Raw genomic sequence first — 26130 nt, 5'->3', positions numbered from 1 at the left:
TAGCGACTCCGTGCGAGAGGGGATACAGTTGGCCCCAGGAACATCGCGGTTCCTGGGGCCAACTTGATTTCAGATTAATCTCCGTGTTCCCACGAAGTCGGGTCACTGGAAATATTGTGTCCCTGCGCGATGGCTTCTTTTGTCCAAATATCGGTGGGAAGCTCACCGGGAAGGAACTTATTGTCAGTGGAACAGAACTGGATTTCGTCCTCGCTCTTCGTTTCCAGTTGGTGCTGGTAATCCTTGAGGGCACCCAGAGCCCACTTGAACAGCAGGGTGCAAGCCACCAAGTTCATGATGGCCATCAACGCCGCGGTCCAGTCGCCCAAGTTCCACACCATTTCCAAGGAGAGCACTGAGCCCAGGAACACCGCGATGATGGAAATCGCTTTGACAATCCACGCGTTGTTTTCGATGCCCAGCAGGTATTTGATGTTGCCTTCGGAATAGCTAAAGTTACCCAGCAAAGTCGAGTAAACGAACATAAAGATGACGATGAGGATAATCGGCTTAGTCCAAGGACCCAAAGCAGCCAGGGAATCAACTGTGAGGGCCGCGCCGTCAGAGGGCTGTTCAGCCGCATTCGGATCATAGACCCCTCCGAGCAGCACGATGAAAGCGGTAGCGCTACAAACCAAAATGGTGTCCACGAATACACCTAGGGACTGAATCATTCCCTGCTTGACCGGGTGGGACACGGTGGCGGTCGCAGCCGCGTTCGGGGCGGAACCCATACCGGCTTCATTTGAGAACAAGCCGCGCTTCGTGCCGTTCATCAGAGCCGCAAAGAGCCCGCCTAGAGTTCCACCTGCTACCGAGTTCGCACCGAAAGCGCCCTGGAAAATCATGGCGAAAACTGTACCGAGCTGTCCGATATTCTCGATAATGACTATCAGTGCCAAAGTCATGTAAATGACTGCCATCAGCGGAGCCAGATATTCAGCGATACGCGCTACCGAACGAATCCCGGCAATGAAGAACGGGGCGGTGATGGCTACCAGCAACAGCCCGGTGGCGTAGGTAGGCATCCCGAAGTTTGCCTTTGCTAAGCCAGCCAGGGTATTGGCCTGAATCAGCTGGAAGGTGAAAGCGTAGGTAAAGATGAGCAAAACCGCAAAGACGGAGCCCCAGGCACGCGAGCCGAGACCGCGTTCGATATAGAAAGCGGGGCCGCCGCGGAAGGTTCCGTCGGGATTGCGGACCTTGAACATCTGGGCCAAGGTCGCCTCGATGAAAGCGCTCGCCATACCGACCAGAGCCACGATCCACATCCAAAAGATGGAGCCGGCACCGCCCAGGGTAATCGCGATAGCTACCCCGACGATGTTGCCGGTGCCGATACGGTCGGCCAACCCCACCGCGAAAGCCTGGAAAGAACTGATGCCTCCATGGGAGCCTTTCCGGGAACCCATCACGGTCTTCCACATTTTAGAAAACATGGTGAACTGGACGGCACCGGTGCGAATTGTCGCGTAGATTCCAAAACCGAGCAGTACCACAATCAGCACATAGCCAATGCTCATGCCATAGACGGTACCGAGGGCATTGGCCACAAGTTGATTAAATTTTTCGAAAGGTGAAAGTTCCTCGGGCTTCACCGGGACTATTGCTGGAAACGGCAGCATTTTTTCTCCTAACTGGATACTGGTGGATACTTGCGAATCGGGTGATGCGAAGCAATTGAAATCCGGTTGTTGGCATTAATCATGATGGCGCACCATTCGAGAGCAGCCACCTGAGCTTCGGTAAAGAATGTCTGCGCGCGCTCCCCCACGCTGGAGTTGCGCACTCCTTCGGGGAGCCTGGTTATATGCTCGGTCAACTCCAGTGCGGCCTTTTCCTGAGGTGTGAACAATTCCGTGTCTTCCCTCCAACTGGGCAACACATCAATCTGCAATTGGGACACACCGGCTTGTAGCGCCCGCGGCACATGTACAGAAAGGCAAGTCCCACACCTGTTCATTTGACTGGCACGTAGGCAAACGAGTTCAATCAGGCTAGCCGGTAGACCGACCTGCTCGTAAACGGGCTTAAGCCTGCGAGTCACTTCCTCCATGGCAGCAGCGACTTCGGGAAAGGCTTTATCCAAGTACGGTACTCTCCTAGCGGCTGTTTCTGTCATTGCGTCTGTTCCTTTCCGTAAACCCACCCAGACCAGGTCTTTTAGGCTTCACTTCGGGAAGAATCGTTAATTTCTGAGGCTGGTGTCGACTCGGACTCGCCGGATTTCTTCATCACCCAGCGGTAGCTGACGGCCAACAAACCCACAAAAACAATCACTCCCACGACTTTGGCAACGGGGGCAAAAGAATCCGGGACGATTCCTAGGGCATCAGCGTTACTGGTAGCTCCCATGATGCCAGCGTTGAGAATCCCAAACAGTGAATCACCCACAATCATGCCGGTAGCCAGCAGCACCCCGAGACGCTTGGACTGTTCCGCTTTTTCTTGGCGCAACGCCCAACGGTTGTAAATCCAACCCACTAGGGCGCCCAGCGAGATGACCAGGGTGGTCGTAATGTTAAGGTACATGCCCATGCCCACAGCGAGCGGAGCCAGGTTGAAACGGCTGACGCGACCCATGATTTCATCAACTATGACGATAACGACACCAATCAAAGCCCCCAAACCGAACAACTGCCAATTCATGTCCCCGCCAAAAATTCCCTTGGCGATGGTGGACAACAGGGTCGCTTGCGGGGCTTGCAGAGCGGTAGTCTCATCCACGCCCTCCATCCCGGAGAAGCCAAAACTGGTCATCAACAGCTGTAGGACCGGAGGAATCACCAGGGAGCCAAATATAACCCCGATGATGAGCGCTACCTGCTGTTTCCACGGGGTTGCTCCGACCAGCTGGCCGGTTTTCAGGTCTTGCAAGTTGTCATTCGAGATGGTGGCGATGCCAAAGACAATAGCGGTCGTAAACAGCGCGTAGGCGGTCAGTTCGGTGGGGTGAGTCTGGCTGGTGTTGCCAGTCACCAACAGAATCAACAGCGAAGCCGCAATAATCACGATGATGCCCACGCCAGAGATAGGAGAGTTCGAGGCCCCAATCAGACCCGCCATGTAACCACAGATACTGGCAATCAGTAAGCCCAGAACCAGCACAAACAGAATGCTGAGGATGATGAGCGCCACCAGATGGTGCGAGATGGGCGAATCTCGAAGGAAGTTCCACAGCAGCAAACCAATGGGAATCATGGACAGCAAAGTAATGGCAGCCACGTATTTGAAAGGAATGTCCTGTTCCGTCAAGGGAACTTGGTTTCCGGTTTCACGCAGTTTAGAGGATTTCAAGGAATCAGCGATACCGCGCAAGATGGGGCCAATAATCTTTAGCAGGGTCCATACTGCAGCCACCGCCATAGCTCCAGCACCAATCATCCGCACATCGTGGGCGAAAACCGTGCTGACCACATCACCGAGATCCTGACCGGCGACCTGGCCCTGGGTCAGAATCGGCAGCAGAATGCCATAGGAAAGTAGCAAACCGACCAGCATCGCGATGCCAACCGCGGGACCGACCAGGTGTCCTACCCCCATCAAGGCCAGAGACAACGAACCGCCAATCATGGTGCCTCCGGCGCCAATCCTAAAGTTCACGCTCAAGGACCCCGCGGCGGCTTTTAACGCCGTGAGCAGCGCCATTCCTGCGGACGCCAAGCCGCCCCAGATAATCACCAGCAAGCCGCGATGATTTTCCTCGGCGGAACCGTTTTCATCCCCCACTTTCAACACTTCCGCGGCCGCTACCCCCTCCGGATAGGGCAGGTCGGAGCCGGTCACCAGGGCGCGACGCAGCGGAATCGAATACATCACACCGAGAATGCCGCCGACCATGCACACGGCTGTGGTCTCCCAGTAGGGGAAACCGGACCAGTATCCCACCATGACCAGGCCGGGAACCACAAAAATGATGGCCGAAAGCGTTCCGGCCGCCGAAGCGATGGTCTGGACGATATTGTTTTCCACGACCGTGTGATCATGGAAGTAACGCAGGATAGCCATGGAAATCACGGCAGCCGGGATGGAAGTGGCAAAGGTTAGGCCGACTTTCAACCCGAGGTAAGCGTTAGCGGCGGTGAAAATCAGGGTGATTAATCCGCCGACAACAATGGCTCGGAAAGTTAACTCGCGGTAAGGATGAGCGGACTTGGCTCCGGCATTTTTTGTCGCAGCGGCCGCAGGCTGGTTGGACAAGGATTTCTCGCCTTCTCTATACAAATAGTTTCAATTTTTGCCGCCCCCGGTAGGGCAAACAGCTTTTTACACGGGGTCTAAACTATCACTATCCTGACCTGACACACCAATACCCCAGCTTGACCGGGCAAAAGAAAACCCATATTTTCGCGCCACACCGCCGCAGCTCCCTTGTGAGCCCGAAACTCGAAACCGAGTGAGCTTCGTGTCACGCCTGGAAGTACCCGCAGCGGCGCGGGCGCAATGTCGCGTTATTTAGTTCTGGGTAATGCCGAGATGCTGCGCAATCGCAGCCAGAATCGGATAATCAGCGGGCAGCCAAGGCAAACTCTCGGAATGCTGGAGGTCGACCCATCGCAGGGACAAATGCGCCGCTCCGACCTGTGCCACGCTGTGCGGAGCGAGAGCACACAGATACACGTACATCTGAAATCCCCCGTGAGCAGGCCAAGTTTCCTCCAAGCGCTCCCCCACGATAATTTCCGCTGACAGTTCCTCGCGTAACTCCCGGCGCAGGGCTTGTTCGGGAGTTTCTCCGGGTTCGGTTTTGCCACCAGGAAATTCAAAGAAACCCCGCCATTGTTCGGGATAAGAACGCTGCGCCCCCAGCACCTGCGTCGGTTGGCTGAGGTCGTCCACAATCGCCGCTGCGACCACTATTGGCTGAAACACGCTTTCGAGTCTAATAACTCTGTAGCCGGGAGAGAAACCCCGCTTAGGACAATCCCGACGGACGATGCCACACTAGGATTATGGATTTTGGCTTTCAAAACAACTCTGAACCTGCCCTGCCCGGCGTCCACCCCGTGCTTAAGACCTCTCTGACCGGTCCGTGGCCCCAGCTTTACGAGATTCTTTACGTGGCAATGGGGTGTTTTTGGGGAGTGGAACGCATTTATTGGAGCCAGCCTGGGGTTATCAACACGGCGGTAGGTTATCTGGGAGGTCACTGGCCAAACCCCAGTTATGAAGATGTCTGTACAGGTCAAACCGGGCACGCCGAAACTACCCGCATAGTCTACGACCCGACCCGCACGAGCGCGGGAGACCTGCTGAAAGTGTTTTGGGAGAACCACGACCCCACCCAGGGAGAGCGGCAAGGCAACGACCGGGGCAGCCAGTACCGTTCGATGATTGTTTACACCACTGCGGAACAGCGCCAGCTGGCCGAGCAATCCCGGAAAACCTTTGGACAAACCCTTGCCCAGGCCGGTCGAGGGCCGATTACGACCGAGATTCTCAGCCTGGCCGCTGCCGGCGAGTTTTGGCTCGCGGAGCCCTATCACCAGGCGTACCTGTTTCACCACCCCCGCGGCTATTGCAATCACGGGTTCAAGGGCTTTGTTTGCGAGGCTCCGCGGCTGACAAACGAGTGATGTCCCCACAGCACTTTCACCGTTGAGACGGTATCTATAGCGGCCTCCGACCAGTGTTAGCGCAATGGTTCTTACTCTGAAACGCTTGCAACTGCTGGCGGGCCACCGCAATCTGTTCAGCCACACGCTCCGGAGCGGTGCCGCCTACCCCGCGGCGGGCTCGAACTGAACCGGCAGCAGTCAGGATGTCTCGAACCTCAGGGGTCAGCAGCGGGTCGACCCCCGCAAAATCAGCATCGCTGAGGTCCTCTAACCCAACGCCCCGCCCTTCTGCCAACGCCACACAGGCTCCCGACACTTCGTGCGCATGACGGAAGGGCATACCCCGTTTCACCAGCCATTCAGCCACATCGGTGGCCAGGGAGAAACCAGCGGTAGACAGTGTTTCCAAGCGCTCATAGTGCAGAGTCATGGTATCCACCATCCCGGTCACCGCCGGCAACAGGACTTCCAGGGTGTCGATAGCGTCAAAAACCGGTTCTTTGTCCTCCTGCAGGTCCCGGTCGTAAGCCAGCGGCAGGCCTTTCATCGTGGTCATTAGCCCCGTCAAGTCGCCAAGCAGACGTCCCGCCTTGCCGCGAGCCAGTTCAGCCACATCCGGGTTCTTCTTTTGTGGCATAATGCTGGACCCCGTCGAATAGGAATCGTCCAAAGTGACGTAGCCAAACTCGGCGGTGTTCCAGATAATGATTTCTTCTGCCAATCGCGACATATCCACCGCCACCTGGGTGAGGACATAGAGGAACTCCACCACCCCGTCTCGTGCAGCCGTGGCGTCAATAGAGTTCGGACATACCTGGGAAAAGCCCAGCTCACGGGCCACCAGTTTCGGGTCCAGCCCCAACGTATTGCCAGCGAGGGCTCCGCCCCCGTATGGGGAGGCGTCATTGCGCTTTTGCCAGTCCCGCAAACGCTCTAAGTTGCGCAGCTGGGGCCAAAAATGAGCCATCAGCTGATGCGCCACCAGCACCGGCTGAGCGTGCTGCATATGCGTGCGACCGGGCATGATATGCGTTCCAGCACGGTCAGCTTGGGACAAAATCGCCTGGCAAAGCGCCGCTATCAGCCCTTGCATGTGGGCGGCGGCGTCGCGCAGGTACATCCGCACGAGGGTGGCAATCTGGTCATTGCGGGAGCGTCCCGCCCGCAGTTTTCCGCCCAGTTGCGGTCCGGCGTAGTCTTCCTGCAGCAAGCCGCGTTCCAGGGCGGTATGAACGTCCTCATCATCGGGGGAAAAGGTGAAAGTTCCGTCAGCCACGTCCGCCCGCAGACGGCGCAGGGCAGCGCTCAAGTCGGCGTATTCCGCTTCTGTTAGCAACCCCGCCGCCCGCAGCGCCTGTGCATGAGCCAAAGAGCCCTGTAAGTCGTAATCGGCTAAACGCCAATCAAACTGGGTCGACACCGACAGTGCCGCCAATGCTTGGGCAGGTCCGCCCTGGAATCTGCCGCCCCACAGGGCCAACTTTTCACTCATGAGTACTCCTTTTCTCTCAACGCCACAGTACCACCGGCAGCCAAACCGAATGGCTCGGCTGCCGGGGTACTGTGGAGAGGCTGCGCTCGAAAAGCCGGGACGCTGACCTTTAGAGGTGCGAGGCTTGCAGCGTAATGCCCTTGCCATACCTGACGTCACGCGCCGCGGCCAGCTTGGACTGCATCCCGTACAGTTCAATGAAACCGCGCGCCGCGTCCTGGTTGAATGAATCCCCCGAATCGTAGGTCGCCAGTTTGAAATCGTAGAGGGAAGCCTCAGAACGGCGCCCATTGACCACCGCCTGCCCGGCGTGCATGACCATCCGAATGTCGCCGGACACGTATTCCTGAGTGTGCGCCACAAAGGCGTCCAAGGATTTCTTAAGAGGCGAATTCCATTGGGCTTCGTAAACCAAATCGGACCACGCCGGCTCTACCATCTGGCGCTTGTAACGCAGCTGCATCCGCTCCAGGGTCACGGCTTCCAGGGCTTGGTGGGCGGTAATCAGCGCCATTGCTCCGGGAGCTTCATAGATTTCGCGCGATTTAATCCCAATCAGACGGTCCTCGACCACATCGATACGCCCAATCCCCTGGGCACCGGCGCGCCGGTTCATCTCTTGAATGACCTGCAGCGGAGTCATTTTTACTCCGTCAATCGCGACAGGGATGCCCTTTTCAAAGGTGATGACGACTTCATCGGGAATTCCCGCAAATGCCGGATCATCGGTGTAGTTGTACACATCTTTGGTGGGGGCGTTCCACAGGTCCTCTAAGAAGCCGGTTTCAATAGCCCTGCCCCACAAGTTTTGGTCAATCGAGAAGGGGTTATGTTTCGTCGCCTCGATGGGTAGGTGGTGTTCCTCTGCGTAAGCAATCGACACGTCGCGCTGCAGGGACAAATCACGAATCGGCGACACGCATTTCAAGTCCGGAGCCAGCGAGGTAAATGACACCTCGAAACGAACCTGATCATTGCCCTTTCCAGTGCAACCGTGAGCCATGGTGGTGGCACCGAACTGTTTAGCCGCCATCACCAGGTGTTTGGCGATGAGCGGGCGGGACAGCGCCGAGACTAGGGGGTATTGGCCTTGGTACAGGCCGTTGGTTTGTAGGGAGGGCATACAGTATTCGGTGGCGAACTCGTCTTTGGCATCGGCGATGTAGGCTTCCACTGCCCCGCAGTCAAGAGCGCGCTGGCGGATCACATCCATATCCTCGCCGCCTTGGCCCACATCAACCGACACCGCAATCGTGTCCACACCGAGCTTGTCTTTCATCCAGCCGATAGCCACCGAAGTGTCCAAACCGCCGGAATAAGCCAGCACTACCCGTTCAGTCATTGTTTTCTCTCTTTCTCATTTTTGATAAATAGGTCTAAAAATTGTGTGCTTAAGGTTTTAAATCTGGGGGAATATAGTGTAGGTCTAGCGCTTGGCCAGGCCTCGCAGTTTATCGCGCAATTCTTTGGCAGATTGCACACTGTCGCAGATGACCAAAATAGTATTGTCCCCCGCTAGGCAACCCAACACGTGTTCCAGATTTTCTTTGTCAATAACCGACGCCAGAGTGCCAGCTGTGGCTGGCGGAGTGCGCAGCACCACCTGATTCATGGCCTGAGTTGCCTGAATCAAAAGCGGGGCGCACCAACGTTCCAACGTTCCCGGCAGTTGCAACGGCAAATCTGCGGCGGTGCGCACGCCGCCCAAAACGTAGCGTAGCTCCCCCTTTTCATCGCGCACCTTGGTAGCCGCCAGTTCCTCCAGGTCCCGCGACAGCGTCGCTTGTGTGACTGAGAACCCGGCGTTTTCCAGCAGAATCTGCAAAGCCCCTTGAGAGCGCACCACATTTTCCGCCAAGAGGCGCGAAATGGCGCTATGGCGGGAAATTTTGGATTGCACTACTAGGTTTTCAGACACGCGAGCCTCCGAACCGAATTTCTTGGTCTGCTTGGCGTTGCACCTGTTCGAGGATTTCCGGCAGCGCCTGGGTAAACATCCGGGTCTGAGACGGGTTGATGATGAGCGGCGGCGCCAACCGAATCGTGAAAGTATCCGGGGCGTTGACGATGAATCCTGCTTTGAACAGCTCATCTGCCAGCGGTTTGGCCAAAGGATTGCGCAAACCGATTCCCAGCAGCAAGCCCCGCCCTCGAACTTCGCTGATGAGGGGGTGCTCCAGTGCGAGGATTTCACGTTTCCAGATTTCCCCTACGTTTTGCACGTTAGACAGCAGGCCTTCCTCTTCAACCGTGTTAATCATCGCCAACACGGAGGCTCCAGCCAGCGGATTTCCCGCAAAAGTTGAACCGTGCATCCCCGGTTTTAACACGCTTGCCGCCTCGGCGTTAAGAGCCACGCAAGCCCCGACCGGGAACCCGGCGCCCAGCCCTTTTGCCAACGTCACTACGTCCGGAATGATTCCCGACTGGTGGTGAGCCATCCAGGTTCCCGTGCGCCCCATGCCGGTTTGAACTTCATCCAAAACCAGCAGGGCCCCGGCGCGTGCCGTCACTTCGCGCGCCACCTTGAGGAAGTCATCAGAAATCGGACGCACCCCGGCTTCGCCTTGAATCGGCTCGATGAACAGAGCCGCGATGGACTCTCCTCGCTCACCGTCAAAGGCACGCTCCAAGGCAGCGATGTTGTAAGGCAGAAAATCAACTTCAGCGGGCATGGGCAGGAACGGATCACGGAAAATCGATTTGTAGGTCAGCGACAGTGCCCCCATGGTACGTCCGTGAAACGAGTTTTCCAGCGCGAGGAATCTGCTGCGCGCGGCCCCCCCGCGAGCCCGCGCCAACTTAAACGCCGCCTCCAGCGCTTCGGTACCAGAGTTGGTAAAGAACACGCGGGAGCCCTGCGGAGCTCCGCCGGGCTCAATGATGGACAAAATCCGCTCTGCGGCTTCAATCTGAGGCTGGGTCGCAAAATAGTTGCTGACGTGGCCTAACGTTTCGACCTGTTCGTGCAGAGCGGTGACGATATTCGGATGTCCGTGTCCCAGGGCATTGACCGCGATACCGCCCAACAAGTCGAGGTATTGATGGCCGTCCTCGTCCCACACAAAGCAGCCCGCCCCGCGGGTCAACACGGTCTTCGGCGTCCCAAAAGTATTCATTATCGAGTTTTCGTAGCGCGTACTCCACTCTTTGACGTCCATTTTTGCTTCTTTCACTAGGCCGGTTCGGAGGTATGGGGCTAGGCTCGCCGGAACTGTATCGTGGGCAGCGGCTCGCCGTCATGAGGGCGCGTCGGACGGACATTGTCGGGGATGACTTCGGTGCCGGTTCCTTGGTCAGTCACGATTTCAAGGAGCATGGAGTGAGCCAAGCGTCCGTCGATGATAGTCGCTCGGGACACACCGCCCTGCACAGCATCGAGACAGGCCTGCATTTTCGGCACCATTCCCGATTTCAAAGTCGGCAGCATACGTGCCAACTCGCTGGCCGTCAGGTACCTGATGAGGGATGCCGGGTCATCTATATTCCGGTAAAGTCCTTCGACGTCGGTGAGGATAATGAGCTTGCGCGCTTTTAAGCCGATAGCTAGGGCCGCCGCGACCGCGTCGGCGTTGACGTTCAGCACGATGTTGGGGTCGTCAACGGAAGGCGCGATGGAGGAAATGACCGGAATGTTGCCCCGTTCCAGCAAATCCACGACTGCGCGGGGATGAACATTGACGATATCCCCGACCAGTCCCAGGTCGCTGTCCGGAGGGCATTGGCGTTTCCGCGCTCCAAACAAACCAGCGTCCTCGCCGGTGAGTCCGATCGCCAGAGATTCCTCCACATTGAGCAGGCCCACGAGTTCACGTTGGACCTTGCCGGTGAGGACCATGCGCACGACTTCCATAACTTCCGGGGTCGTCACCCGATAGCCATTGATGAAAGGCGCCTCCAAGCCCAGACGGTCCAGCATTTCGGTAATCTGCGGACCTCCGCCGTGTACCACGACCGTGCGCAAACCGACCTGGTGCAGGAACTGGATATCGGCGGCGAAAGCGCGACGCAAATCCTCGTTGACCATCGCGTTGCCACCGTATTTGATGACGACAGTAGCGCCGCGGTAGCTGCGCAGCCACGGCATGGCCTCCAGCAGCACTTCGGTCTTCTGTATCGGCGTGATCATCGTGTTCCTTCCATCTCTTTGGTCCTGTAGCGCGTTCCGAGCTGGGGATTTTCCCCTAGGGTTGTTTACGTGGTGTAATCCCCGTTGATATGCACATATTCGTGGGTCAAGTCACTGGTCCACAGGTGAGCCTCTTCCTGGCCGGCGTGCAGCTCGACCAAAATGTGGCACTCTCGAGGACTCATGTCAGCCAGGTAGGGATCCTCACCGATCCCCCCGTCTTTACAAACTTTTACGCCGTTAATGGAAACATCGACATGAGCCGGGTCGAACGGCAAGACGTCTTCCGGTACCGTGCCCAGCTGGGACAGGATACGCCCCCAGTTCGGGTCGTTGCCGTACACGGCGGTTTTCACCAGGTTGGACCGCGAAATCGTCCGGGCGGCCTCGAGAGCGCCCGTTTCGCTGGTAGCCCCGGTCACCCGAATTTCGATATCGTGATGAGCTCCCTCGGCGTCTCCCAGTAACTGCAGGGCTAGGCTTTTACAGACTTGCAGAAGGCCGGCGGCGAACTCGTCCGGGTCAGGCTTGACCCCGGATGCGCCAGATGCCAGCAGCAACACGGTGTCGTTGGTGGACATACAGCCGTCCGAGTCGAGGCGGTTGAAGGTTTTTTCAACCGTATCGGACAGTATGTCCTGCAGGGCGTCCTGGTCCCAAACAGCATCGGTGGTGATGACCACAATCATGGTCGCCAAGGCAGGGGCCAGCATTCCGGCACCTTTCGCCATGCCACCGATTTTCCAACCGGAAGGGCTTTCGTGGGTGGCAGTTTTCGACTTCGTGTCGGTGGTGAGGATAGCTTCGGCGGCCTCGTCACCTCCGTCCTCACGTAGTTTGGCGGCGACTGTATCAATGCCGGCGGTCATTTTCGGCATATCTAAAGCACGTCCGATGATTCCGGTGGAGCACACCAGACATTCATTTTCAGCCACACCGAGGACCTGACCCAGATGCGCTGCCATCGCGGCAGCGTCCCGATCCCCCTGTGCACCGGTGCAGGCGTTGGCGACTGCCGAGTTGATGACCACGGCTTGAGCCTGGCCACTCGCAACGACTTTTCGATCCCAACCCACTGGAGCGGCAAACACACGATTGGAAGTAAACACTCCCGCCACGGTTGAATCTGGGCCCAGATTCCTCACGATGGCCATATCCGGATGCAGCTTGCCGCGCAGGCCCACATGGGCACCGGCGGCTTTGAAACCACGGGGATAAGTAACGCTCACTGCCTACCTCCTGCATAAAACTGTTTCCAAAACAGTTTTTATAAATATAAGCTATCCTGTATAAATTTACAAAAAATGGTTACGGTGCGGTTGATACCACCGGAACTCCGGTCAGCTCCGGGAAGCCCAAAGCCAAGTTCATGCCTTGAATAGCGCCCGCCGCGGTGCCCTTGCCCAAGTTATCGATAGCGCATTGCGCCACAACCTTACCGGCGCGTTCGTCCACCGCCACTTGAATCGCCGCTTTTGCGCAGCCGCTCACCATCGACACGGTGGGCCAGATGCCCTCGGAAAGGACTTCCAGTAGCGGTTCGTTGTCGCAAACTTCGTGATAGGCCCGGCGTAGTTCACTCGCGTCGCCAGACCCGACTAAGGGCGCGGTAACGGTAGCGAGAATGCCGCGATTCATGGGAACCAATACGGGAGTGAAGCTGAGCTTGACTTCCGCGGCGCCGGCGACTCGGAAATTCTGAGCGATTTCGGGGATATGCCGGTGTACGCCGGCCATGGCATAGCCTTGGGCGTTGCCGAATGCCGCCACGGCCATCAAGTGGGATTTCATAGCTTTGCCGGCCCCGGAATACCCCACCGCGAGGTTCGCCACAATGTCCGACGTATCCACCAGTCCTGCCCAGACCGCGGGCAGCAGCGCCAAAGTTACCGCGGTCACGTTGCACCCCGGAACCGCAATCTCCGAAGCCTGGCGCAACGCGGCTCGCTGCACCTGAGCCGAACTTTCGTTGGCGTGCAGTAGCTCCGGCAGCGAATAAGCCCAAGGTTCCTCCGGTTCCGAATGGTAGTAGTCACGCCACGCGGCCGGGTCGGTCAACCGATGATCCGCCCCGCAGTCAATCAGCAGGGACTTCACCCCGGCATCGCGCAAAGAGCGTGTCACCTGCCCGGAAGCCCCGTGGGGCAGCCCCAAGAAAATGACATCGTGACCCGCCAGACTCTCAACATCTGTGGGCTGCAGCACTCGTTGTGCCAGGGGGAACTGGTGGGGATGATGCTTTCCCAACGGCTCGCCTGCCGAGGACGCCGCCGTCAAGGCTCCGATTTCCACCTGGGGGTGATTCAACAGTAATCGCAGCAGCTCACCACCGGCGAAACCGGAAGCTCCCGCGACTGCGACTTTGACTTTTTTACCTGAAACCTCTGTCATAGCAACAACTATACATGTTTATTCATAGAGTTGCATATTTATGCTAAAAGGTTCGGGGATTGGCGTGAAATAACCGAAAAACCGCCCCAACGGGCTAGTGCCCAGCGAGTTGCTCACCCAAAGATTCCAGCCGATAGTGCCGCCACACTTGCCCGCGTTGCTTAAAAGCGTCCGCTTCATAGCGAGACAATACTCCCCTGCCTTCGTGGTGTAGTACATAGGGCAAACCCTGGGCGTTGCGCCGATCTGAGATAACCGCCACGTGTTCTTTCCACACCACGATGTCTCCGGGCTGCCAAGACGCCACGTCGTTTGTGTCGGTGGTCAGGCTCTGGGCGTGACGGTCAAAATAGACGATGAGATTGCGCACGCGGCGGTAATCAATGTCTGGATTTGGGGTCTCGCCTTCAGGAGCCTTGGCGGCGTAAGCCTGCGGTTCTGCTCGCCGATCTGCATCGACCAGGTCGCGCAAGTCCATGCCCGCCGCTTTGGCGGCGTACCACACCACGTCGGTACACACTCCGGTGCCGTCATTAGGTACCCCGCCGGGATAAATTTTGGAACCGTCGTATTTCGGCGCGGTAGCAAGGTAATCAACAGCACCCGCCACCATCTTTTCCCCTACGGGCCCCGGTTGATTCAGATTCTGGCCGGTCCAAGCGTCATCCAGGCGCCACGCTTCGTTCGCGTTCAATTTCAGATAATAAAACGCAGCGCCCGCCACGACGATGACTACCAGCAGCAGAATCGCCAAAATGCCGAAGCGTTTTCGACCTCGTGAACTCCGATAAGCCATGCTTACTCCTTAGTTGCGCCGCCCACCGTGCCGGCAGCGGCTGATTGACCCGGGCGTCTAGCGCAGGGTTGCCTGGCAAGTTTTCTCAACCTTCTTGATGATGCGGTTACGAGTTTCCTTGATCTCTTGGGGGCTCAGCGTATGGTCAGCGGCACGCAACCGCAGCGCAAACGCCAGGGATTTCCGGCCCTCTCCCAGTTGCTCCGCATTCTCAAACACGTCGAACAGGCGTAATTCCTCGACCAGCCCTTCCCCGGCCTTCGCAATCGCGTTATAGACCTTCAGCGCGGGAACGTCTTGGTTCACGACGAACGCCAAGTCTTCCTTGGCGGCCGGGAACGTCGAGACGGGACGCAGCTGGAACGCATCCTTGGGGCGGGACTTTTCAATCGCGTCCAAATCCAGTTCAAATGCACAAGTCCGGGGCGGCAGGCCGAAGTTCTGGCACACCTTGGGATGCAGTTCACCAGCGTAACCCAGCACCTTCCCGCCGGTGAGCGCACCTACACGAATTTGCGCGACCCGTCCGGGGTGGAAAGGCGCGGCAACCGTGGCTTGTCCCCCGGCACCCAAGGCTTCGGGACGCACCGCCAAACCTTGCGAAACCGCTACGCGAATCGCCAACTCGATGGCATCCGCCCAATCCCAGGCACGCGCCGCGTCGTGAGGGCTGGCTTCGATGGCGTTTCCTGCCAGCACTGCCGCCACGTGCCAGGGCTGCTTCGGCACTCCCGCCCGCAGGGCCTGCATGACTTCGTCACTGGGCTTTTCCTCCACGCCGGGAATCGACGCCGGAACGACTCCCTGCGCGCTGACGACCTGGTCCAGCTCAAAAATCGCCACTCGCGGATTGCCGCGGGACACATTTCGCGAAGCCGTGTTCAGCAGGGTATCCAGCAGAGAACTGCGCAGTGCCGGGGCATCGTCAGCCAGCGGATTGGCTAGCTTGACGGTGTCTCGCCGCGGGTCGTCTGCCGGCAACCCCATCAAATCGTGTTCATTGCCCAAGAATGGGTAAGTCATGACTTCGGTCAAGCCCGCTTCAGCCAAAGTGTCGCTGACCTCCCGACGGGTTCGCAGCGGCGCCGGGTTGCCAATCTTGGCGGGGCCGACCGGCACCACGGAAGGAATCTTGTCGTAGCCGTCCAACCTGGCAATTTCTTCAATGAGGTGGGCGGGGCCGCCAGCTAGGTCGGGACGCCACGAGGGCGGCACGACCGCGAACGTGTCGTCACTGGACTTGGTGACGCTACAGCCTATGGCGCTCAACAGTTCTTCCACCCGCTGGGGCGCGTAGTCCACCCCGATGAGTTGAGTTGCGGCCGCAAAAGGCAAAGTTACGGTCGGTTGGGGCTTGACGTGGTTGACGTCAGTAACTCCCGGGTCAATGGTGCCGCCGCCGTATTCCACCAGTAGCTCGGCCGCATATTGAGCCGCCACCGGCGGAAGTTCGGGGTCGCTACCGCGCTCGAAACGCTTTGAAGCCTCGGAGGGCAGCTTGTGACGACGCGCCGAACGCGCTACGGACACCGCATCGAAGTGAGCGGCTTCTAATAGGACGTTAGTGGAGGTTTCGGTCATCTCCGTGTCCGCACCACCCATCACTCCGGCGATGCCGAGTACACGCTCACCGTGACCGCCCTGGCAGTCAGTAATCAGCAAATCTTCGGCGTGCAAAGTTCGCTGAACCTCATCCAAAGTGGTGTGCTGTTCGCCTTGGCGGGCTCGGCGCACCACGATGGGTCCGGTCACTTTGTCCAGGTCATAAGCGTGCATGGGCTGGCCCAGGTCCAGCATGACGTAGTTCGTCACGTCGACCGGCAAGGAAATGGAACGCATCCCTGCCGATTCCAGCCGCGCCACCATCCACTTCGGCGTAGGCGCGCTCGGATTCAGTCCGCGCACTATCCGCGCCACAAACCGGTCGCACCCCACATGACCGCGAATCGGGGCCGAGTCCTCGATTTCGACCGGGAAGCCGGAATCATTGGCCGTAGGCAGACCGTTTTTCAGGTTTTCAGCCAAGCCCCAGTCGGTAAACTTTGCGCCCGTGGAGTGGCTGTATTCACGCCCCACCCCGCGCATTGAGAAGCAGTAGCCGCGGTCGGGGGTGATGTTGATTTCCAACAGTTCCTGGTTCAGCCCCAAGATGGGCAGCAGGTCGGTTCCGGGAGCAGGAATTTCCACACCGCGCTCGCCTAGGTATTCCTCCAAAACGATGATGCCATCGAATTCCTCACCTAACCCCAGCTCACGGGCTGAACAAATCATGCCGTCCGAGATATGGCCGTAAGTTTTCCGGGTGGCGATGGCGAAATCACCGGGCAGTACGGCTCCCGGCAGAGAGACCACCACGTGATCGCCCTTCTGGAAATTGTGCGCCCCACATATAATGCTGCGGCTGGGAATGTCGGAGGGTTCCTTGCCGGTACCGGGCGCATCGTTGAATTCTTCGCCCACGTCTACCCGGCAGTAGTTGACGGTTTTACCGTTGGAGGCTGTTTCGGGAACCATCGAGGCCACCCGGCCGCACACCAGCGGACCCGTCACCCCCGAAGTGTGGATGGCTTCCTCTTCCAGACCGACCTTTACCAGGTCTTTTGCGAGTTGGGACGCGCTGGTGTCCGCGGGAACTTCCGTCCACCGCCGCAACCATTCAATCGAAACAAAAGCCATTTTTAGCGCCCCTTTCCATTCACGCCGAACTGATCTGAGAACCTCACGTCGCCTTCCACGATGTCGTGCATATCCTCTATGCCGTGGCGCAGCATCAGTGTGCGCTCAATGCCCATTCCGAAAGCAAACCCTTGATAAACCTCGGTGTCGACCCCGCACGCACGCAGCACATTCGGGTTCACCATGCCGCAACCGCCCCACTCAATCCAGCCGGGGCCACCTTTCTTTTGCGGGAACCATAGGTCGACCTCCGCGGAAGGCTCGGTGAAGGGGAAGAAAGACGGTCTGAAACGGGTTTTTGCCTCCGGGCCGAACATAGCGCGGGCAAAGTGATCCAGAGTCCCCTTCAAATCCGCCATCGTCAGGCCCTTATCCACTGCCAAGCCCTCCACCTGGTTAAACACCGGGGAGTGGGTGGGGTCCAGTTCATCAGCACGAAACACTTTGCCGGGAATAGCCACGTAAATCGGCAGCTCGCGGGTCGTCAACAGACGCGCCTGCACCGGAGAGGTGTGCGTACGCAGCACCAGGTTGGCGGGGTTTTCCGCGCTGCCGCCCACGGAGGCGGAATCAACATAGAGCGTGTCTTGCATCTGCCGTGCCGGGTGATCGGCGTCAAAGTTTAGCGCATCAAAGTTGAACCACTCGTGTTCCACCTGGGGGCCGGCCGCAATGTCCCACCCGAGAGACACGAAAAAGTCCGCGACTTCCTCTTCCAGCACCATCAGCGGGTGGCGTGACCCCAGCGGATGACGCGAGGACAACACGCTCACGTCCACGGTTTCCGCCCCCAAAGCCGCCTCCTGCGCGGCCTCCTGCAGTTCAATCTGTTTGGCGTCCAGAGCCGCCCGAACCCGCCCTTGGGCAGCCCCCAAGTTCCGACCCGCGGTGGCTTTGTCCTGAGGATCGAGCTTCCCGATAAGTTTCTTTGCCAGGGTCAAGGGCGCTTTGTCGCCGTTGTAGCGGGAACGCACCGCTTTCAGCGACTCCACATCGGGCGCCGCCGCGATGGCTTCTAGCGCCGCGGCAACTTCCCGCTCCAAACCCTCTGTATCCAGCGGACTCAACACGTTTTCGCTCATTTTTCCTCGATTTCCTTGACTCCTAGCCAGCTCAAAACCCCTTCAACTTTAGTCGAAATGCCAGCCCGCCCGGTAATCAAGATTTTTCAATGCTGCCATTGATTCCTCGCCGCTCTGGGGGCGGACGAATAAAATGTGCGCCGGAAAGGAAAAAATCGGCGAAAAGGATACAGAAAGGGCGCCTGGTGAGATAAATTATTTACTGTTTTTCCAGAATTTTTTTAGTCAAGGATACCAAAGTGAAAAAAGCCAAAACCGCAATGGAAACACAACACTTACAGGCAGAGATTGAACGTCTCCGCGCTGAGCTCACCGAGCTTCAGGCTGAGAAAGAATCTCAAGAAACCGCTCTCAGTGAACTGAGCCAAAAACATGCCTTCACCCAGAGTACTCATGACCCTCTGGCGCGATGCTTCGGATCGGCAGAAAACGTCCGCGAATCCCTGGGAAAGATTGTGTCCGAATTAGACGCGGGTTCTGCTGACACCGCAGAGACGCGCCGGGTCATGGCGGAATCAACCCGTGATTTGCACGACATGGCCGACGGTGCCGGGGACATTTCGAAAAAGCTGCAAGACATGGGACAGAACATGGAGGTCTTGTCCAAGGCTTCCGAGTCGATTCATAACTTTGTGCAGCAAATCGAAGGTATCGCTTCGCAAACAAATTTGCTGGCGCTGAACGCCACCATTGAAGCGGCACGCGCAGGTGAGGCTGGCCGTGGTTTCGCCGTGGTGGCAGGGGAAGTGCGCACTCTGGCAGAACGGACCGCCAGTGCCACACAGGAAATTGGCGCCTTGGTTACTTCCATCACCGAGGGCACCGCCAGCGCCCTGGAAAACATCACGGAGGCTATTGACGAATCCAAAGAATTCGAAGAAAAATCCAGTCAGACGGCGAATGCGGTGGGAGATAAAGTTTCCTCGATGGCCGACTCGATTGCGCATGTGACTACGGATTCTTTTGTTTCGGTGGTAAAACTCGACCACTTCATCTTTAAGTTGGGGATTTACCGCCAAGTTACCGGAATTGCTGAGCCGAACCCGGAGGGAATTTCCTCCTCGCACACTTGCCGCTTGGGCAAGTGGTATTACGAGGGGCGCGGTCACCTCGACTATTCAGGACAGCCCTGTTTCCAACAGCTCGAGGGTGTTCACGAAGGTACCCACGTTTCTGGTAAGGCCGCGGTCGAGGCCTTTATAGCAGGCGACAGCGAACTGATGAAACAGCATCTGGAGACTATGGAGGACAACTCCGCCAAAGTTGGCGCCCTGCTCGATCAGTTGATGGATAGCTAGGGCGACAGTTAGTGGTTTCGCAATTACTCCCAGATTAAGCCTAGACTCGAGGTCATGACCCTACCCCCTGCTCATGAAAACCGGAAAGTCAGGTCTGTTTTACGCACCTGGCTTCCCAATCAGCATGGGGCTTGGTTCATCGTCACCGTTCCGGCGTTATTCGGGGCTACACTGGGCGGATGGGCGTGGCAGCATGCGCTGCTGCTCTCCACGTGGATGATTGGTTTCTTCTTTGTATTTTCGGCGCTACGCCTGATTAAGAATCCTCGGAAGAAATCCTTACGATACCCCGTTTTGATTTACGGAATCCTGGTTGGGGTGCTGGGAATAGGAGTCCTGGCGGTGCTGCCGCTACTCTCCTGCTGGATTCCGGCTTTCGCTATCCTCATCGGGATTTGGGCTGGTGAGGTGCGCCTCAGGCGGGAACGCGGTCTAGGGGCGCGTCTGACGATTATCCTGGCAGCAGGACTGATGACCTTAGTTGCCTATCACTGCGGCTTGATGGCTGCGGCTTTGCGGATGGGACAGGACGCGATGTACGGGGTTCACGAGGCATCTGCTCTGGGCGGACACGCTCTATCCACTGTTTTACGGGGTTGGCCGGCGGCAATATCAGTAGCTGTGCAGCTCACAGCCTATTATGCAGCTTCAGTTCCCTACGTAAAGACGATTTTTCGGCAGCGTGGTAACCAGCGTTTCCTGGTCATTTCGATAGTTTCGCACGCCCTAGGTTTTGCCGCTGCGCTGTTTTTTGCCGGACTGTCTTGGGTATCTCCTCTGGTAGCAGTCGCATGGCTGGTGACATTAGCTCGTTCGATTTGGTTCCCCTGGCAGGCACGCCGACGCGGCAAGCCCTGGCGACCGCGAGTCATCGGGCTGACCGAAGTGGCAATCTCAGTATTGATTTTTGTGGCAGCGGCGCTGTAAAAATTGCCGGAGTCTGACGTGGTGGTAAATCCTCGCGTTTCGGGTGGTAAATCCCCGCGTTTCGGGTGGTAAATCCCCGCGCAACGCCGAGTTTTCCGTGCTATTCTAACGAATTCGCGATTTTATCCGTTCTATGAGACCGGGTTCCCGGCGACAACCGTGATGGCTTGCGGAACGACCTGGAAAACCCAGTGCCGCGCCGCCGCTTCCGGGTCACCGTCCATCTCCCACACCGCCGGCTTATGCAACAGGACTTCGAAGCGTTTGCCGCTGAAATACTCCAGCGTGCTGTTGTGCCGTCCCAGCCTCAAAACCACGTTCTTAACCACGCGCCACCAGCCGCCGACCCCCTGCGGAGCCCCAATCAGCAAATCTAGGGAACCGTCAAAGGGAGTGGCATCGGGAAACAGCTGGATTCCGCCGGTCAGCTCCGAGGTGTTGCCAACCATGAAAATAATCACGTTGCGTTTCAAAATCTGCTTGCCGTCGATGCGGAACCGGCAGCGATGCACCGAATTGTTGACCTGCCTGAAAAAGGACATGACGTAGGCCACGGGACCGACCACCTTTTTCAGCCCCTCATCCACGTGATGCATGACTTCGGCGTCTATCCCAATCCCTGCCATACCCGTGAAATACCAAGGTTTACGGGAAGTATCGTTATGCACCTTCACAATGTCCATCGAGACTTTTTGCCCCGTGAACGCCAGTTCCATGGCGGCTTTCATATCCAAAGGCACGTTGAGGTTTCGCGCCAATAGGTTCGTGGTCCCCGCCGGCAATACCGCCACCGGAATCTCGCTATGACGCATCTCGGTGCTGACCACGCGCACGGTGCCGTCCCCGCCCGCGGCGATGACCAGGTCGGGATGCCTCTCTCGAGCCTGCGCTGCCATCGCAAATCCGGGGTCGTCAACGCTGGTGGTGAGGTATTCCACGGTGAAATCGTGCTGTTGGGCCACCGCGTTCAAACCGGCTGTAAACTCGTCTTCGTCCCCGACTTTCACGGGGTTATAAATGACTATCGCTTTTTTCAACTTTGGCTCCTCATCTGAAACTTCTCGCCGGTTCAGGCATCATCACGCGAGAACGAATTGTGCATATTGAGGCTGGCATCAAACAGAACCTTATCCAGCAGGTCGTCCGTTTCCCGTTTCAGCAGGTCTGCAATTTCGGCATTAGCGGCCTCCAGCAGTTCGTAAACGCGGGAGTCTTCCATGTTATTGGCCGCGTCCTCACCCAGCTCAGCCACCGCCCGGTCGGTACGCGCCACAATCTGTAAAGCCGCCGCCACGACCTTCTGCTGGTAACGCTCCACGTGCGGAATCGTCTGATGATAGTGGGCGTCCACCAGGGCGGCAATAATCCGATTCGCCCAATAGTGGTGTTCGGTGGTGACCCGCTGAGTCGTCGCTTCCAGATACTCCGGGGTGTGCCGCACGTTGGCATAGAACGGTACCAGGGCGTTGAACGGCATGGCCCCGTAGGCTATCCAGTTCAGCCCGGTGGTGGCGGCGGGTTTTTCGGGACGAATCTGGAGGGCAGCCACGAAATTGGTACGGTTGATCCCAATCGGGCGATACATACCGCGCTGGTCAGCGCCGCCTATCAGAGCTTGTTCCGCCCTCGCGTAAGGATTAAACGGGGTGCCTTGATAGTGGTAGGACTGGGTGTATTTCACGTCCTCCATAGTGATGAGGCGTTCTGGAATCAGGCACCAATCCAAGTCGTCTGAATCCGGGCGGGAATCCCCGTGGAAACCAAATCGAGACACGTCCGTGGGATTGAGGAACCGTTGCAATGCCCACACTCGCGGCGTGTTGTAGGTGTGATCCGAATCCGATCGCGACCCGAAAGCCAGGCGAGGATTGAAACGCTGAGCCGGCTGGCCGTCTGTTTGCGCGGTATCCAGATGATTATCCGCCACGAATTCCCGCAAATCGGGCGAGCACAGGTAATCGCGCCCCTCCCCGAGGGCATCGTCAAAATCGAAGTCGTCCAGGCTGAACTGGTTTGCGATGACGGCATAGCATTCCTCCGGCAGGCGACGCGCCAACCAGTGATGTCCCCCCACCGTCTCGAGCCACCACACGTCGTCGTTATCGGCAAAACCGATGCCGTTCATTTCGTAAGTACCGTACTGTTGCAGCAACTCCCCCAAACGCAGCACGCCTTCACGAGCCGTCTTAATGTAGGGCAGCACCAACACCACCATGTCTTCTTCTCCGATACCGCCGGGCTGTTCCGGCACGAAACCGTCCTGACCCTCCTCGCCTTGGGCTTCACGCAACTCAACCAGCGGGTCGGCGCCCAGCACACGCTCGTTCGAGGTCAGCGTCTCGGTGGCGGTCATCGAGACGCGAGCCGAGTTGATTCCCGCCCCTGCCCACAGGCCTTTGTGGGTATCAGCATCGGGGAAGCGGGTGTAGCGCAAACCGGTTTCCGGCAGGGGAATTTCCACGTGGGACAGGACCGAACGGTAGGTTTTTGGCAAATCCTCGGGCGCGATGACCTCAAATCGTTTCGCCTCAAAAGAGCCGTGTCCCGAGTCGTCGGTTCGGGCCATAATCGTCGACCCGTCCGCCGAAGCCTTTTTCCCAACCAAAATCGTCGTGCAACCCATGTGTTTTCGCCTTTCTAATACTTGCTGGTGACTGTACCCAGTCTGCCAATATCTTAAAACGTTTCGCCATCTGATGCTGAGGGAAAGTCTATCTGAGGAACTATCGCCCCCGGCAAAGTCATAGGATGTATAGGGACAGACTCAAGGAGTGACTATGCACAAAGATAATCCAGACATTGGCCCCAAGCCCGGAAAGCCGTTTCGCGTCCAGCACGTCCAGCAATACTTCTCAGCCGGACGTCCGCTGACGATGCTGACTGCGTATGACGCGATTACCGCGAGGATTATTGATTCGGCCGAAATCGACATGATTTTGGTCGGGGATTCTTACGGGACCACTATGTTGGGAATGTCCTCCACCGTCGGGGTGACCTTAGACGATATGGTTCGCGCCACTGCCGCGGTCGCGGCGGGGGCTTCCCGAGCTTTGGTTGTGGCGGATATGCCTTTTGGGTCTTACGAGTCCAGCCCCGCCCAAGCCGTGGATACTGCGGTCGCGCTGATGCGAGCCGGAGCTGCCGCGGTGAAGCTGGAAGGGGGACGTCGTATCCTACCCCAGGTCAAAGCCATTGTGGATGCGGGTATCAACGTGATGGGGCATCTCGGTTTCACCCCGCAGTCCGAAAACCACTTGGGCGGCAAACGCATGCAGGGGCGCGCCGACGCCGCTCCGGCCTTGGTTGCGGACGCGTTGGCTTTGCAAGAGGCGGGGGTGTTCTCGATTGTGTTTGAGATGGTTCCCGCCGCGACCACTCGCGCCGCCATTGACCAGCTCAACGTGCCCATCATCGGTATCGGCGCTGGCCCAGACGCTGCCGGACAGGTCCTGGTGTGGACTGACATGGCGGGAATGCAGGACTGGAAACCCTCGTTCGCCCAGGTGTTCGGTCAGGTGGGGGCGGAGCTGAAACACGCTGCCCAAAGCTACCGTGATGCCGTGGTGAACCGGACTTTCCCGGCCCCGGAAAACTACCATGAAAACTAGGCTGTCCCCGAGAGGCGACCTGAGAACTTTTGAATCGAAAGAATGACTACCGTGCTGCACAAGAAAACTCGAACTGACGAACTGGCCCTCCGTGCGCCCTTGGGAAACCTGAAACCGGGACGCATTTCCGCCACCTTACCTGTCCCCTCCCACATTGACCGCCCGGAATATATGTTTCACGACGGCCCGGAACGGGTGACGGCCTCCGATGTTAAGAGCGAGGAAACGATTGAAAAAATCCGCCAAGCTGGGCGTATCGCGGCCGATGCCATCGTGGAGACCGCCAAGTACATCGCTCCTGGCGTGACTACAGATGCTTTGGACCGGGTGGCGCACGAGTTTATTTGCGATCACGGCGCCTATCCGTCTTGCTTGGGCTATATGGGATTTCGTAAATCTATCTGTACCTCGGTCAATGAATGTATCTGCCACGGAATCCCGGACGACCGGCCGCTGGAGGAGGGCGACATCATCAACCTGGACATCACCGCTTATAAAGACGGGGTCCACGGCGATACTTGTGCCATGTTTCCGGTCGGGGCGATTGACCCCGAATCCCAGCAGCTCATCGACTGCACCAAGGAAGCCATGATGCGCGCCATTAAGGTCTGCAAACCGGGTCGATCCATCAACGTTATCGGGCGGATTATCGAGTCCTACGCCAACCGGTTTGAATACGGAGTGGTGCAGGATTTCACCGGCCACGGTGTCGGCGAGGCCTTCCACAGCGGGCTGGTTATTCCACACTACGATTCCCCCCGGTATGACACGGTTATGGAAGAGGGCATGGTTTTCACCATTGAACCGATGCTCACTATGGGCTCAATCGCTTGGGAACAGTGGCGGGACGGCTGGACCGTAGTGACCCGCGACCGGGGACGCACCGCTCAGTTTGAACACACTCTCGTGGTGCGCGAGGACGGCGGAGAGATTCTCACCTGGCCCAGCAACCATCAGGATTGATTTTCTTTTGTACTGTCCAAAGTCACCGGCGAGTACGTGATTTTTACCGGTACCAGGCTGTGATTTGGTGAAATCACGGCCTCTACCCTAGAGTATTTGCCAGTTCATCCCCACGCGAAAGGGACTATTTGTGGCAACTGGATTTGGGATTGATGTTGGCGGCTCCGGTATTAAAGGCGCTTATGTAGATTTGGAAACTGGCGATTTCATTGGCGATCGTCTGAGAATTAAAACTCCCGCACATTCGACCCCCCAAGCCGTAGCGGAAGTGTGCCGTAAAATCATTGAGGAAAAGGACGTTCCCGAAGACATGCCGTTGGGCCTGACGATTCCGGCCCCGGTTAAGAATGATTTGGTTCCGTTTATTGCTAATCTCGACCAGGGGTGGGCTGGCATTGATGTCCGCGTCCTGTTGCGCAAGCACACCGGTCACATGGTCAAGTGTGTCAACGATGCTGATGCTGCGGGTTACGCAGAAGTCCGTTACGGCGCGGCGCGCGATGTGCCCGGCCTGGTCATTGTCACCACCCTGGGTACCGGAATTGGCACCGCGCTCATTTATAACGGGATTCTGGTTCCTAACAGCGAGCTGGGACATATTGAGATTGATGGCAAAGATGCTGAGAGCCGCGCTTCTTCTGGCGTAAAGTCAGCCAAGAAACTGTCCTTTAAGCAGTGGTCCAAGCGCCTGCAAAAATACTATTCTCAGCTCGAGATGCTGTTCAGCCCGGACTTGTTCGTAGTTGGCGGCGGCGTGTCCCGTCAGCACAACAAGTTCCTGCCCCTGCTGGATCTGAAGACCCCGATTATTCCCGCTCAACTGCGTAACCAGGCTGGCATCGCGGGAGCTGCCGCGCTGGCCGCTGGGGTGTAAACCGAGCTAACTGCCTTTTCGCTCCGGGATGCTGCGGCGTCCCGGAGCGTTTTGCATTCGGCAGTGCCGGCGAACCCGAAACTGCCACTGACCACTAAGGCTGCCGCCCCCCGCTTTTGCCCCGGCAGTTGCGAACCGGCTGATTTGAGCGGAAAAGCCGGGCGTAAGCCGGATTCTGTAACGCGCTTTGTTACCGCCGCGCGCCGGTAGCCATTTCTCTGGAAGGCCGGTTACCCGACCTCTCTAACACGTAGTCCGGGGAATTTTTTTGAGGAGGCGAGGGCGTGGTGCCTCATGTCAATTTGAGCGCGAAAGTTAGGTTGTGCGTCATTTAGT

22 protein-coding genes are annotated in these 26130 nt (G+C 57.7%); 6 read left to right on the top strand and 16 right to left on the bottom strand.

Features of this window, described 5'->3' with window-relative positions; translation table 11 throughout:
• Positions 1 to 74: 74 nt before the first annotated feature.
• The 4 genes from RQ935_RS09250 to RQ935_RS09235 form a co-directional block, all read right to left on the bottom strand.
• Complete coding sequence (locus RQ935_RS09250) at positions 75 to 1625, bottom strand: alanine/glycine:cation symporter family protein (RefSeq protein WP_311498136.1); 1551 nt, start codon at positions 1623 to 1625, stop codon at positions 75 to 77.
• An 8-nt stretch (positions 1626 to 1633) separates the two neighbouring features.
• A complete protein-coding gene (locus tag RQ935_RS09245) occupies positions 1634 to 2122 on the bottom strand; it encodes a carboxymuconolactone decarboxylase family protein (protein ID WP_297591020.1) in 489 nt (162 codons plus the stop codon).
• Positions 2123 to 2163: 41 nt separating this feature from the next.
• A complete protein-coding gene (locus RQ935_RS09240; protein ID WP_399532390.1) occupies positions 2164 to 4200 on the bottom strand; it encodes an OPT family oligopeptide transporter in 2037 nt (678 codons plus the stop codon).
• Between the two features lie 255 nt (positions 4201 to 4455).
• Complete coding sequence (locus tag RQ935_RS09235) at positions 4456 to 4872, bottom strand: (deoxy)nucleoside triphosphate pyrophosphohydrolase (RefSeq protein ID WP_311498135.1); 417 nt, start codon at positions 4870 to 4872, stop codon at positions 4456 to 4458.
• A gap of 80 nt (positions 4873 to 4952) precedes the next feature.
• On the opposite strand from RQ935_RS09235, the gene msrA reads away from it, so the two are divergent.
• A complete protein-coding gene (gene msrA, locus RQ935_RS09230) occupies positions 4953 to 5576 on the top strand; it encodes a peptide-methionine (S)-S-oxide reductase MsrA (protein WP_311498134.1) in 624 nt (207 codons plus the stop codon).
• Positions 5577 to 5610: 34 nt separating this feature from the next.
• Here the strand turns inward: msrA and argH are convergent, their stop codons facing one another.
• The 10 genes from argH to pheS all read right to left on the bottom strand — a co-directional run bounded on the left by argH (position 5611) and on the right by pheS (position 18124).
• Positions 5611 to 7050, bottom strand: coding sequence for an argininosuccinate lyase (gene argH / locus RQ935_RS09225; RefSeq protein WP_311498133.1), 1440 nt, complete (start codon positions 7048 to 7050; stop codon positions 5611 to 5613).
• Positions 7051 to 7159: 109 nt separating this feature from the next.
• The gene (locus RQ935_RS09220) at positions 7160 to 8392 is read right to left on the bottom strand and encodes an argininosuccinate synthase (protein ID WP_299293529.1); all 1233 of its coding nucleotides are present in this window, start codon (positions 8390 to 8392) and stop codon (positions 7160 to 7162) included.
• 84 nt (positions 8393 to 8476) lie between these two features.
• Positions 8477 to 8968 carry an ArgR family transcriptional regulator gene (locus tag RQ935_RS09215; protein ID WP_311498132.1) on the bottom strand — a complete coding sequence of 164 codons (492 nt, stop codon included), beginning with the start codon at positions 8966 to 8968 and terminating at the stop codon, positions 8477 to 8479.
• Complete coding sequence (locus RQ935_RS09210; protein WP_311498131.1) at positions 8961 to 10211, bottom strand: acetylornithine transaminase; 1251 nt, start codon at positions 10209 to 10211, stop codon at positions 8961 to 8963. The genes RQ935_RS09215 and RQ935_RS09210 overlap by 8 nt, the downstream gene beginning before the upstream one ends.
• A 38-nt stretch (positions 10212 to 10249) precedes the next feature.
• Entirely contained in the window at positions 10250 to 11179 is a 930-nt protein-coding gene (gene argB / locus RQ935_RS09205) for an acetylglutamate kinase (RefSeq protein WP_311498130.1), read from the bottom strand.
• A 65-nt stretch (positions 11180 to 11244) separates the two neighbouring features.
• Positions 11245 to 12408: a bifunctional glutamate N-acetyltransferase/amino-acid acetyltransferase ArgJ gene (gene argJ, locus RQ935_RS09200; protein WP_311498129.1), complete on the bottom strand. Its 1164-nt coding sequence runs from the start codon at positions 12406 to 12408 to the stop codon at positions 11245 to 11247.
• A gap of 79 nt (positions 12409 to 12487) precedes the next feature.
• Positions 12488 to 13570, bottom strand: a complete 1083-nt coding sequence (gene argC, locus RQ935_RS09195) for an N-acetyl-gamma-glutamyl-phosphate reductase (protein ID WP_311498128.1) — start codon at positions 13568 to 13570, stop codon at positions 12488 to 12490.
• A gap of 94 nt (positions 13571 to 13664) precedes the next feature.
• Positions 13665 to 14366: a DUF1287 domain-containing protein gene (locus tag RQ935_RS09190; RefSeq protein WP_311498127.1), complete on the bottom strand. Its 702-nt coding sequence runs from the start codon at positions 14364 to 14366 to the stop codon at positions 13665 to 13667.
• Between the two features lie 57 nt (positions 14367 to 14423).
• Positions 14424 to 17042 carry a phenylalanine--tRNA ligase subunit beta gene (gene pheT, locus RQ935_RS09185; RefSeq protein WP_311498126.1) on the bottom strand — a complete coding sequence of 873 codons (2619 nt, stop codon included), beginning with the start codon at positions 17040 to 17042 and terminating at the stop codon, positions 14424 to 14426.
• A gap of 2 nt (positions 17043 to 17044) precedes the next feature.
• Positions 17045 to 18124 (bottom strand): phenylalanine--tRNA ligase subunit alpha, encoded by a 1080-nt coding sequence (gene pheS / locus RQ935_RS09180; protein WP_311498125.1) that lies wholly within the window; start codon positions 18122 to 18124, stop codon positions 17045 to 17047.
• Between the two features lie 239 nt (positions 18125 to 18363).
• On the opposite strand from pheS, the gene RQ935_RS09175 reads away from it, so the two are divergent.
• Together RQ935_RS09175 and RQ935_RS09170 are read left to right on the top strand one after the other, a co-directional pair.
• Complete coding sequence (locus RQ935_RS09175) at positions 18364 to 19422, top strand: methyl-accepting chemotaxis protein (protein WP_311498124.1); 1059 nt, start codon at positions 18364 to 18366, stop codon at positions 19420 to 19422.
• A gap of 54 nt (positions 19423 to 19476) precedes the next feature.
• Positions 19477 to 20349 carry a YwiC-like family protein gene (locus RQ935_RS09170; RefSeq protein ID WP_311498123.1) on the top strand — a complete coding sequence of 291 codons (873 nt, stop codon included), beginning with the start codon at positions 19477 to 19479 and terminating at the stop codon, positions 20347 to 20349.
• 131 nt (positions 20350 to 20480) lie between these two features.
• On the opposite strand, the gene RQ935_RS09165 is transcribed toward RQ935_RS09170, so the two are convergent.
• Positions 20481 to 21386 (bottom strand): diacylglycerol kinase family lipid kinase, encoded by a 906-nt coding sequence (locus RQ935_RS09165; protein ID WP_311498122.1) that lies wholly within the window; start codon positions 21384 to 21386, stop codon positions 20481 to 20483.
• A gap of 32 nt (positions 21387 to 21418) precedes the next feature.
• A complete protein-coding gene (locus RQ935_RS09160; protein WP_311498121.1) occupies positions 21419 to 22972 on the bottom strand; it encodes a C69 family dipeptidase in 1554 nt (517 codons plus the stop codon).
• A 154-nt stretch (positions 22973 to 23126) separates the two neighbouring features.
• On the opposite strand from RQ935_RS09160, the gene panB reads away from it, so the two are divergent.
• The 3 genes from panB (at position 23127) to ppgK (ending at position 25794) form a co-directional block, all read left to right on the top strand.
• Positions 23127 to 23957 carry a 3-methyl-2-oxobutanoate hydroxymethyltransferase gene (gene panB, locus RQ935_RS09155; RefSeq protein ID WP_311498120.1) on the top strand — a complete coding sequence of 277 codons (831 nt, stop codon included), beginning with the start codon at positions 23127 to 23129 and terminating at the stop codon, positions 23955 to 23957.
• Positions 23958 to 23999: 42 nt separating this feature from the next.
• Positions 24000 to 24920: a type I methionyl aminopeptidase gene (gene map, locus RQ935_RS09150; RefSeq protein WP_311498119.1), complete on the top strand. Its 921-nt coding sequence runs from the start codon at positions 24000 to 24002 to the stop codon at positions 24918 to 24920.
• Positions 24921 to 25050: 130 nt separating this feature from the next.
• Entirely contained in the window at positions 25051 to 25794 is a 744-nt protein-coding gene (gene ppgK, locus RQ935_RS09145; RefSeq protein ID WP_311498118.1) for a polyphosphate--glucose phosphotransferase, read from the top strand.
• The last annotated feature ends 336 nt before the right edge of the window (positions 25795 to 26130 follow it).

The organism is uncultured Mobiluncus sp. (genome assembly GCF_963511525.1).
In the GTDB taxonomy this organism is placed as follows: Bacteria; Actinomycetota; Actinomycetes; order Actinomycetales; family Actinomycetaceae; genus Mobiluncus.
Note: the sequence above shows the minus strand (reverse complement) of the source record. Positions and strands in the feature narration are given on the sequence as shown.